Annotated in this window: 10 protein-coding genes; 3 read left to right on the top strand and 7 right to left on the bottom strand. The window is 40.6% G+C overall.

Annotation, left to right across the window (positions count from 1 at the left end; all coding sequences use genetic code 11):
• Positions 1-342 (top strand): transposase (locus E4T71_RS02480; protein ID WP_194181244.1); only part of this gene is annotated, 342 nt, incomplete at its 5' end.
• Between the two features lie 114 nt (positions 343-456).
• Here the strand turns inward: E4T71_RS02480 and nt5e are convergent.
• The 5 genes from nt5e to E4T71_RS02455 form a co-directional block, all read right to left on the bottom strand.
• On the bottom strand, positions 457-2,679 hold the full coding sequence (gene nt5e, locus E4T71_RS02475) for a cell surface ecto-5'-nucleotidase Nt5e (protein WP_135036359.1): 2,223 nt from the start codon (positions 2,677-2,679) through the stop codon (positions 457-459).
• Positions 2,680-2,820: 141 nt separating this feature from the next.
• On the bottom strand, positions 2,821-3,291 hold the full coding sequence (locus E4T71_RS02470) for an 8-oxo-dGTP diphosphatase (RefSeq protein WP_135036356.1): 471 nt from the start codon (positions 3,289-3,291) through the stop codon (positions 2,821-2,823).
• Positions 3,288-3,944, bottom strand: a complete 657-nt coding sequence (locus E4T71_RS02465; protein ID WP_135036354.1) for a uracil-DNA glycosylase — start codon at positions 3,942-3,944, stop codon at positions 3,288-3,290. Before E4T71_RS02465 ends, E4T71_RS02470 begins: the two co-directional genes overlap by 4 nt.
• On the bottom strand, positions 3,931-5,439 hold the full coding sequence (locus E4T71_RS02460) for a hypothetical protein (protein WP_245165703.1): 1,509 nt from the start codon (positions 5,437-5,439) through the stop codon (positions 3,931-3,933). The genes E4T71_RS02465 and E4T71_RS02460 overlap by 14 nt, the downstream gene beginning before the upstream one ends.
• 289 nt (positions 5,440-5,728) lie before the next feature.
• Positions 5,729-6,172 (bottom strand): flavodoxin, encoded by a 444-nt coding sequence (locus E4T71_RS02455; RefSeq protein WP_135036351.1) that lies wholly within the window; start codon positions 6,170-6,172, stop codon positions 5,729-5,731.
• Between the two features lie 275 nt (positions 6,173-6,447).
• Here E4T71_RS02455 and E4T71_RS02450 point away from each other — a divergent pair, with 275 nt between their 5' ends.
• Positions 6,448-7,389, top strand: coding sequence for a bifunctional oligoribonuclease/PAP phosphatase NrnA (locus E4T71_RS02450; RefSeq protein WP_135036348.1), 942 nt, complete (start codon positions 6,448-6,450; stop codon positions 7,387-7,389).
• Between the two features lie 104 nt (positions 7,390-7,493).
• Positions 7,494-7,736: a type B 50S ribosomal protein L31 gene (locus E4T71_RS02445; protein ID WP_135036345.1), complete on the top strand. Its 243-nt coding sequence runs from the start codon at positions 7,494-7,496 to the stop codon at positions 7,734-7,736.
• Positions 7,737-7,824: 88 nt separating this feature from the next.
• Here E4T71_RS02445 and E4T71_RS02440 read toward each other — a convergent pair whose 3' ends face one another.
• Together E4T71_RS02440 and E4T71_RS02435 are read right to left on the bottom strand one after the other, a co-directional pair.
• The gene (locus tag E4T71_RS02440) at positions 7,825-8,163 is read right to left on the bottom strand and encodes a YlbF/YmcA family competence regulator (protein WP_135036342.1); all 339 of its coding nucleotides are present in this window, start codon (positions 8,161-8,163) and stop codon (positions 7,825-7,827) included.
• Positions 8,164-8,215: 52 nt separating this feature from the next.
• Positions 8,216-8,488 carry a DUF1634 domain-containing protein gene (locus E4T71_RS02435; protein WP_135036339.1) on the bottom strand — a complete coding sequence of 91 codons (273 nt, stop codon included), beginning with the start codon at positions 8,486-8,488 and terminating at the stop codon, positions 8,216-8,218.

Raw genomic sequence — 8,488 nt, 5'->3', positions numbered from 1 at the left:
TGTAATACGGCTTGGATGAATGAATTTTTACGACAACTGTCAGAAGCTTACCCTAACGACTATATTATTTTGGTGATGGATAATGCGGTTTGGCATAAATCACAGACATTGGATATTCCTAGCAATATTGAATTTACATTTATTCCACCTTATACACCAGAGATGAATCCGATTGAACAAGTTTGGGCAGAGATTCGGAAATTAGGATTTAAGAACAAAGCATTTAAATCATTGAATGAAGTCATTGATCAGTTGCAAGAAGTTATCCAAAGCTTATCAACTACTCGCTTACGATCGATTGTCCATAGAGAATGGATATCTGCTAATTTTGATTCTGAATGAGTATAAAACAACATAAAAAAGGACTGTGCCCTGTTCAATACAGGATTCAGTCCTTTCTTAATCTAATTTTAAGGATCAGTGAGCTTGACCTAGATCATTGCACCTATTTAAAAATTAATTTTTCCGACGTTTGCTTTGAACCATTCCAAGTGTAGCAAAGATACCAAGTCCTAGAACAGTCGCTGTTGTAGAGACTTCTGTACCTGTATTTGGAAGAGATTTAGCATCAGAGGTTGATGAACTTGCAGCCTGAACTTTAGCTGGTGCTTGATAACTTGGATTGTGTCCCAAGGATACCAATTTAGTAGCTGGTTTTTGCTCATCTTTTCCAGCTTGATTTTCTTGCTGTTCAGGTTTAGCTGGATTAGCCGGATTTGTTGGACGGCTAGGTTTAGTTGGCTCGCTTGGTTGATTTGGATTACTTGGATTTTCCGGTTGTTCTGGTTTGGCAGGTTCAGTTGGATTCGCTAATTCTTGCCAATTAGAATCTTTTGAAATAGAGATAATCCGTGAGTTTGGATTAACCACTTCGTATTTGCTGAGATCAGCTGTTTTCAAGAATTCCGCAAAGACTTCATCCATAGATGGTCCTTCTTCACGCGCACCACCGAGCATATCATAACCATCTCCACCTGCTGCGACAAAGTCATTGGTAGCTAGGTAGTAGGTTTTTGCCAAATCTAAATCTTGATATTTGCCAGATTCAGGATCTAAAATCTGGATTTTCAAGATGCGATCAGCTGCTTCGAGAGTTGGATCAAAGAATACACGCGCACCTGATATATGAAGGAAGTAACCACTTGGTTCAAGGAGAGGTAAACCATTCTCATCCAAAACAACATTTCCATTCGCATCTTTCTGGTGAATAGCAGAAATAGAACGTTTAAACATGTCTTGAATTTGTTGGCCTTTAACCGTGATTTGAGAAATCAAGTTTCCAAACGGAAGAACCGCAATAACATCTCCTTTGGTAATGTCCTTATCTTTGACAATTGTCTCACGGAGTCCGCCACCATTCGTAACAGCTAGGTGACTTGGATGTTGGAATCCAGTTTGTCCGTAGTTATAAAGAGCATCCGTTACGATATTACCAAGGTTAGTTTCACGAACACGAACATTCTCACGATTCCCTTTCAATTCAACAGGGTTATTCGCACGAATCACCACTGCATTATCTGCATCATAGGCTTCTTTAATGCGACTAACTACAGCAGCAATCTCAGGGTCAGGTTGTTGATCCTTCAAGTCTGCCGCAGAAATTAGACTAGCTTCACCTAATAATTTATCGGATTTAAGAACGATTTTACCAATGTTATTGAGATAAGAACCTGTCTGATTATAGGTTACATTGTCTTCATAAGTAGTTGACAAAGCTGTATGAGAATGACCGTCAATTAGGATGACCCGTTTCCCTTTCAAATTCTCATTCTTAGAAAGAGCTTTTGCAAGTGTGTCGCCACGCCACTCAACTGGAGTTGTAGCATCCACACCAAGGTGAGCTAGAATAACATAGTTCTTATAGGACTTGCCATTAGCTCGAGCCTCAGATTCAATTTGAGCAATCACATTTTGAACTTCAGTGATTGGCTCGGTAAAGGTCACACCTACCACGTTATTTGGGTGAGTTTTGGTTGCAGTTTCAGGTGTGGTTACCCCAATAACAACAAATTCATCCCCTTCAATATTTTCATCCCTGTCTACAATAGTAGACGCTTTAAATAGACGAGCACCATCTACATAAGTGTTGGCAGAAAGAATTGGGAAGGTAAGCATTTTCTCATACTTACGTAATTGATCCAAACCAAAGTCAAATTCATGGTTCCCTACGGCAATCGCATCATAACCAACCATATTGAGGATTTTCAACCGTTCCTCACCCTTACTTGAGTTAGAAATTGGAAGTCCTTGGAAAGCATCTCCTGCATCAACAACCAAATCCGCTTTTGTCTCTTTAATAACAGCTGCGGCCTTGGCATCCCCAATAACATTACGGTCTTCTACAATCCGGCCGTGAACATCATTGGTATGAAGAATCACTAAATCTTTGGACTCTTGGGGAGCTTCAGTATCAGCGCTGACTGCACGTGGAGCCACATCAATACTTGTAGCAGAAACCTTAGAGTCTGTTGAAGTGACTTCAGGTACCTCAACTACTGGTGGCTGGCTAACCAAGCTTTCGGCAGTAACAGCAGGTTGTTCCGCAGCGGGAGTTTGAACCTGACTAACTGTTTCCGCAGGTTGTTCCGTACTAACTTCTTCAGCCGCAACCCCTGTTGAGAGAAAGAGAGGAGCCAAAAGGCCGGCAGATACAAGTGGGAGCAATGATTCTTTTTTCATTGGTAGAGTCCTTTCCTTTTACTGAAAACATTATAGCATAAGAAAGCGAAAAAACCGAACAAAATCATAAAAACTTTTAGACAAAAATACAAAAGTTCGGAAACAACGAACAAATAAGGCGTAGAAACGATTTTCTACGCCTTATTTATAAAATCGGACAGACCAATCCTGTAAAAGTCCATCTTCATAGACCATTTTAGCTGAAAATAGCGGTTTTTCCTCCAAAATCCACTTAAGAAAAAGATGATCCCCCTCCCAACTTGGTTTCAACAGCACCTCATCATAAGGAACCCAATCCAAGCTACCTTCCGGACTCTCCATTTGCGTTCCCGAAAAATCTCGAATCCTGTAGACATAAGTATACCAGTCTGTACCCGACGTAAAAGCAGGAAAGGTAATCAAACCAATCAGATCCATATTCTCCACGGTATAACCCGTCTCCTCAAGTACTTCTCGCTTGGCACAATCTTCTGGACTCTCACCTGCTTCTACCTTGCCTCCAACTCCGATCCACTTCCCTTCATGGACATCATTTGGCTTCTTGTTACGATGAAGAAGTAAAAACTCCTTCCCATTATCCAAATAACAAATCGTTGCTAACTGCTGCTTCATGCTTTGCCTCCTAACCAATCAATCGGATTTTCTAAGAATGTATTCGCTTTGGAAAAAGGCCGACTACCAAAGAAACCTCGGTATGCCGACAGAGGACTTGGATGAACCGATTCCAAAATCTCATGTCCCGGCCCAATAAGAGCCTTTTTCTTTTGTGCAAACTTCCCCCAAAGAATAAAAACGGTCAGCTCTGTTCGCCGACCTACTAGGGAAATCACAGCATCTGTCAAAGTTTCCCATATCCTCCCTTGATGACTGTTCGCCTGACCAGCACTTACAGTCAAAACAGAGTTCAATAAGAGCACACCTGACTGGGCCCAATCCGACAAATCCGTTCGCTCTCTCACCCCTAAATCCGTCTCCAACTCTTTAAAAATATTCCGAAGAGATGGAGGTGGTGCCACACCATCAGGGACAGAAAAACTCAAGCCATCAGCCTGCCCCTCCCCATGATAGGGATCTTGTCCCAAAATCACGACTCGCGTCTGAGCCAAACTGGTTAATTCAAAAGCTCGGAAAACATTCTGCTTCGCTGGAAATACTTGTCCCGTATCATAAACTTCATCTAGAAAGGCTTCAAGTTGCTCAAAATAATCACTTCCTAGCTCAGCTAGTAGAGGCTGATACCAGTCAGTCTGTTTAAATTTTTCCATGCTTGTCATCCCCTATCCATCCTAGGCTTGATAAGACCAAAATTTGTGGTAAAAATTGAATCAAGTAGCGAGTTTTACCTCCTTCAAAAACTTGAAGAAAAAGAAAGCCGCCTAAAACTGCTAGCATCACAAACTGAACATCCGCTTGTTCTCCTGCAAAACGTCGACTGGCTCTAAAAATTCCCCAAGCCAAGGCCAACCATAAAATCTGCTTCATCCAGGCATAAATTGCAAATTCAGGTCTGTCATAGGAGATAAAATGCCGACGAATCCAGGTAAAGAAAGGCTGCGAACCTAAAATTGGGTAAAGGGGAGATACATAAGGAGTTTTCTCCCTTGAGATATCTTCGTAATAAATCCAGTTCAACGTCCCATTTTTTACAGTTCCTGTCTGCTTAACAGCTGTATGTTGAAGAAAGGTCCATGGTGTATAGGCTTGCAAACGACGGATAATTTCTTTTTTTACATTTTCCTCCGCAAACATCCCATTATTATACTTCTCTCGCTCCTCCGGTTCCAAATAGGCCAGTAAACCTTCCTTCATATCATCCTGATCCGTACCAGAATAAGTCAAGCCAAGATCGATAAACAGGAGGGGCGATTTTGCGAGCCCTTGACCTTCAAGCAGCTGAACTTCATCTTGTCGTTCCATCAACTGTTGAATCGGAATCGCGACCAAAGCAAATCCCAAACTAACAAGACTCAGTCCTAGTAGAAACTTCTTCCACTCTTTGGTAACCAATAAAATCATAAAGAGAGCTACTATTGTTACTAAGACTGTTGGTCTTAAAAGATAAGCTAGGGCTGTAAGCACCCCCAACTGGATTGCCAAGCGAATCATTAGCTTAGAATCATCCCTAGACTTTAAAAGCGCCATCGCAAAGAAAAATTGCAAACTGATAAAGGGAATCGCCAACATATCCGTATACATGGCCATAAAGAAAGGCGAAGCTACAAGTAAACCGGTATAAAAAAGAAAAACCAGGTCTGCACGCTTCCTCCCCCAAAAACTTTCTGTCCCTTTAAAAAGAATCAAAGCTGCACTGTTCGTCGCGAAAATATTAATGGATTGGAGAACCCATAGGCCATTCATTCCAAAAATCTTGTAAAACCAACGCTCATACAGAAACAGGGGCAAGTTATTAGGGTTGCGCGTAAGATAACTAGCAATGGAAAGAGGCTTGGAGAGCTCAAAAGCTCCCAAAAATACTACTGCTGCATCTCGGCGAATTAGAAGCTGAGCTGACAACAGTAAAAGTATTTGAAAAACAGTCAACACTCCAATCACAGTCAATTTATGCTGACATAAAAAATCATAGAGCTGTTTCCAAAACATCGGCTTTTTATAAATCCAAAAGACCAGCCCTAAAGCGGCGGGCATGGTCAACCACCATGGTTGTCCCAAGGTTATAAAGGCAATAACAACCCAATGTAGGGCAAGTAGGAATATAAACCCTTGTAAAATTCTAGTTAAAACAGGATAAAGTTTGGACACTTACTTCCGTCCTTTCCTTAAAAATTGGTGATCATAGATAGAACTAGAAATGCCTCGATCAAGCAAAATGAATCGCCGAAGAAAGACATTACAAGACTGACCGGCTCTAGAACTCTTATTTAAAACGAGAGGAAAAGCAGCTCTTATCCAAGATAAAACTGCCGATACCCACTTAAAAATCCACTCCCAGATTCCAGACTAATCGGGAATTTGCTTTTTTACAGACAGCATTTCATTTTCCATGATATACAATTCGAGGCTGGGCTATGCCCGGCCTCTTTTTCCATCATTAAGCTAATTTTGCAGCAATCTCTTCTGCAAATTTTTCAAGATTTTCAATATCTTCATCTTCGGCTGCCAAATCAACTTTAACATTCTCAGCAATTTTTACAGCGCCAGTTTCGGAAAAGACTTGATCAAAATCATCAACGGCCTTACAGAATTCGTCATAGAAAGTATCTCCAGATCCAACAACCCCGTAGAATTTGCCTTCAAGATTTACGTCTTTCAAGTCTTCATAAAAATCAACAATCTCATCTGGCAATTCCCCATCTCCGTAAGTATACGAAGCTACAATTGCAACATCAGCATCTACAAAATCCTCAGCTTCAACTGTTGTACACTCATCAATGTCAACATCCAACCCAAGATCTCGTAGTTTATCTGCAACAATATCTGCAATTTCTTCTGTATTCCCTGTCATACTTGCATAGACAATTTTTGCTAACGCCATAGCAGCCTCCTCTTTAATGCTTAAGAATACTCTACCTGGTTCCAAATCGAATAAAAAAGTTAATCAAAGCCCTTTAGCTAGAAACAATCTATGGAAGATGATTGATAAGACAAGCAATACGCACAATCCATCAGATTCACTAAAAAACGTAATAACAGTAATTTAAAACAATGTGAAGTATTCATAGTTCGCTTTCCATTATATCACAAGTCTCTTGAAAGTTTGCAATGCTCCTGCCTTATGTTAAAATGGAAAAAAAGCAAAAAGGAACAAACATGGAATCTATTTTTGAAAAAATACTAGAGAAGATTGTCGCCTATGACAAAATCATCATCCACCGGCATGTAAGACCTGATTTAGATGCTATTGGTAGTCAAGTTGGCCTTCAAAACCTCCTGCTTCTCAATTACCCAGAAAAAAAGATTTTGGTTACTGGATACGATGAACCCAATCTTCTTTGGCTTGCAGGAATGAACTATGTATCCGATGAAGACTATCAGGATGCCTTGGTCATCGTCTGTGACACTGCCAATCGAGAACGGATTGATGATCAACGTTACCAAAACGGAAAAGAACTCATTAAAATCGATCATCACCCAGATGACAATCCGTATGGAGACCTTTCCTGGGTCGATCCCAAAGCCTCTTCCACAAGTGAAATGATTACTCGTTTTTCCCGAGAGACCAATCTTCTGATGGACGTCCAAACCGCTAGACTTCTTTATGCGGGAATCGTGGGAGATACCGGTCGCTTCCTCTTCCCTTCAACCTCAAGTCTAACCTTTGAAATGGCTGCCTATCTTCGTCAATTTTCAATTGATTTCAGTGATTTATCCCGTCAAATGGACACTATCAGTTTAGAAGTTGCCAAACTCCAAGGATACGTCTATGACAATCTCGAAATCGATGAAAATGGAGCAGCACGTGTCACTATTCATCAAGACTATTTAAAAGAATTCAAACTAAAAGAAACGGATACTTCTGCAGTCGTTGGAGCTCCAGGACGCATTAAAGACGTCCAAAGCTGGGGAGTCTTTGTCCAACAAGAAGACGGTAGCTATCGTGTTCGCCTCCGCTCTAAAAGTATTCCAATCAATGAAATTGCAAAACGACATGACGGTGGTGGGCATCCCCTCGCTAGTGGGGCCAACTCAGCTAACCTAGAAGAAAATGACCAAATCTACGCCGAAATTCAAGAATTACTGAAAAAAAGTTAGAAATAAGTCAAAAAAACTTGCCAAAACCAACCACATTTGGTAAACTAGCTAGGTAATAATCTATGGCTCGCAAAGAGACCATGGCAGAAAGGATTTTTAACACAATGAAAAAAGATATCCATCCAGAATATCGCCCTGTTGTCTTCATGGACACATCTACTGGTTACAAGTTCCTTAGCGGTTCTACTAAGAACTCTAATGAAACTGTTGAATTTGAAGGTGAAACTTACCCAATGATTCGTGTCGAAATCTCATCAGATTCACACCCATTCTACACTGGTCGCCAAAAGTTCACCCAAGCAGATGGACGTGTGGACCGTTTCAACAAGAAATACGGCCTCAAATAAGCCTCAAAAACCTCAGCCAAATTTGGCTGAGGTTTTTGCTTGTTTTGGAATATGGAAAAAAGAGGTTGTTGAACCTCTTCTTTCTATGTTATTGCAATAATTCCTGAACTGGTTCAAAGATAATACGTTCCAAATCGCTGAGGTAAACTCCTAATTGTTGTTCCTTTGCAAAGAAATTGGATACCAGTTCATTTCCTTGAATTTTTTCAGAAAAATCACGCATTCTGCCTTCAAGATCGGCTTCCGGTGCTTGACCAGTTTGGGCCATTCGTTGCAATTCATTTTGGAATTGGATATATTCATCAAACATGGCTTGAGCTTCAGGATTTTTGGCAATCTCCTCCTTAGCTTGAACGACTGCTTGGTATTCAGGAAGAGCACGAAGACGGCGATTTAATTCATTAGCAACATCATAAATATTAGACATATAATTTCTCCTTTTTATAAATAATAAACTTATTTCCTAAAAGAAAACTTGCTTAAGCAAACACGATAGATAAAACAATAATGGCTAACACCAATAATGTAATCCGTATATAAAGCTGGTCCTTCTCTTGATAAAAAAAGATCAGGGAGGTAAACACCCGTAGAATCGGAGTCAACATCAAGCTCCAAATCCCAATCAAGAGAATTGACTGACCAAGCTGCTGCCAGCCCAAAAGATTCAGTAAGCTTCCCAGAGCTAAGAAAATAACTGTTAAGAATAAGCCAGTACGCAGAACCCATTGGATGGTCGTTTTAATGTGAGTCAT

Source organism: Streptococcus sp. WM07 (assembly GCF_004570525.1).
In the GTDB taxonomy this organism is placed as follows: Bacteria; Bacillota; Bacilli; order Lactobacillales; family Streptococcaceae; genus Streptococcus.
This window is presented reverse-complemented; position numbering and strand designations above follow the sequence as displayed.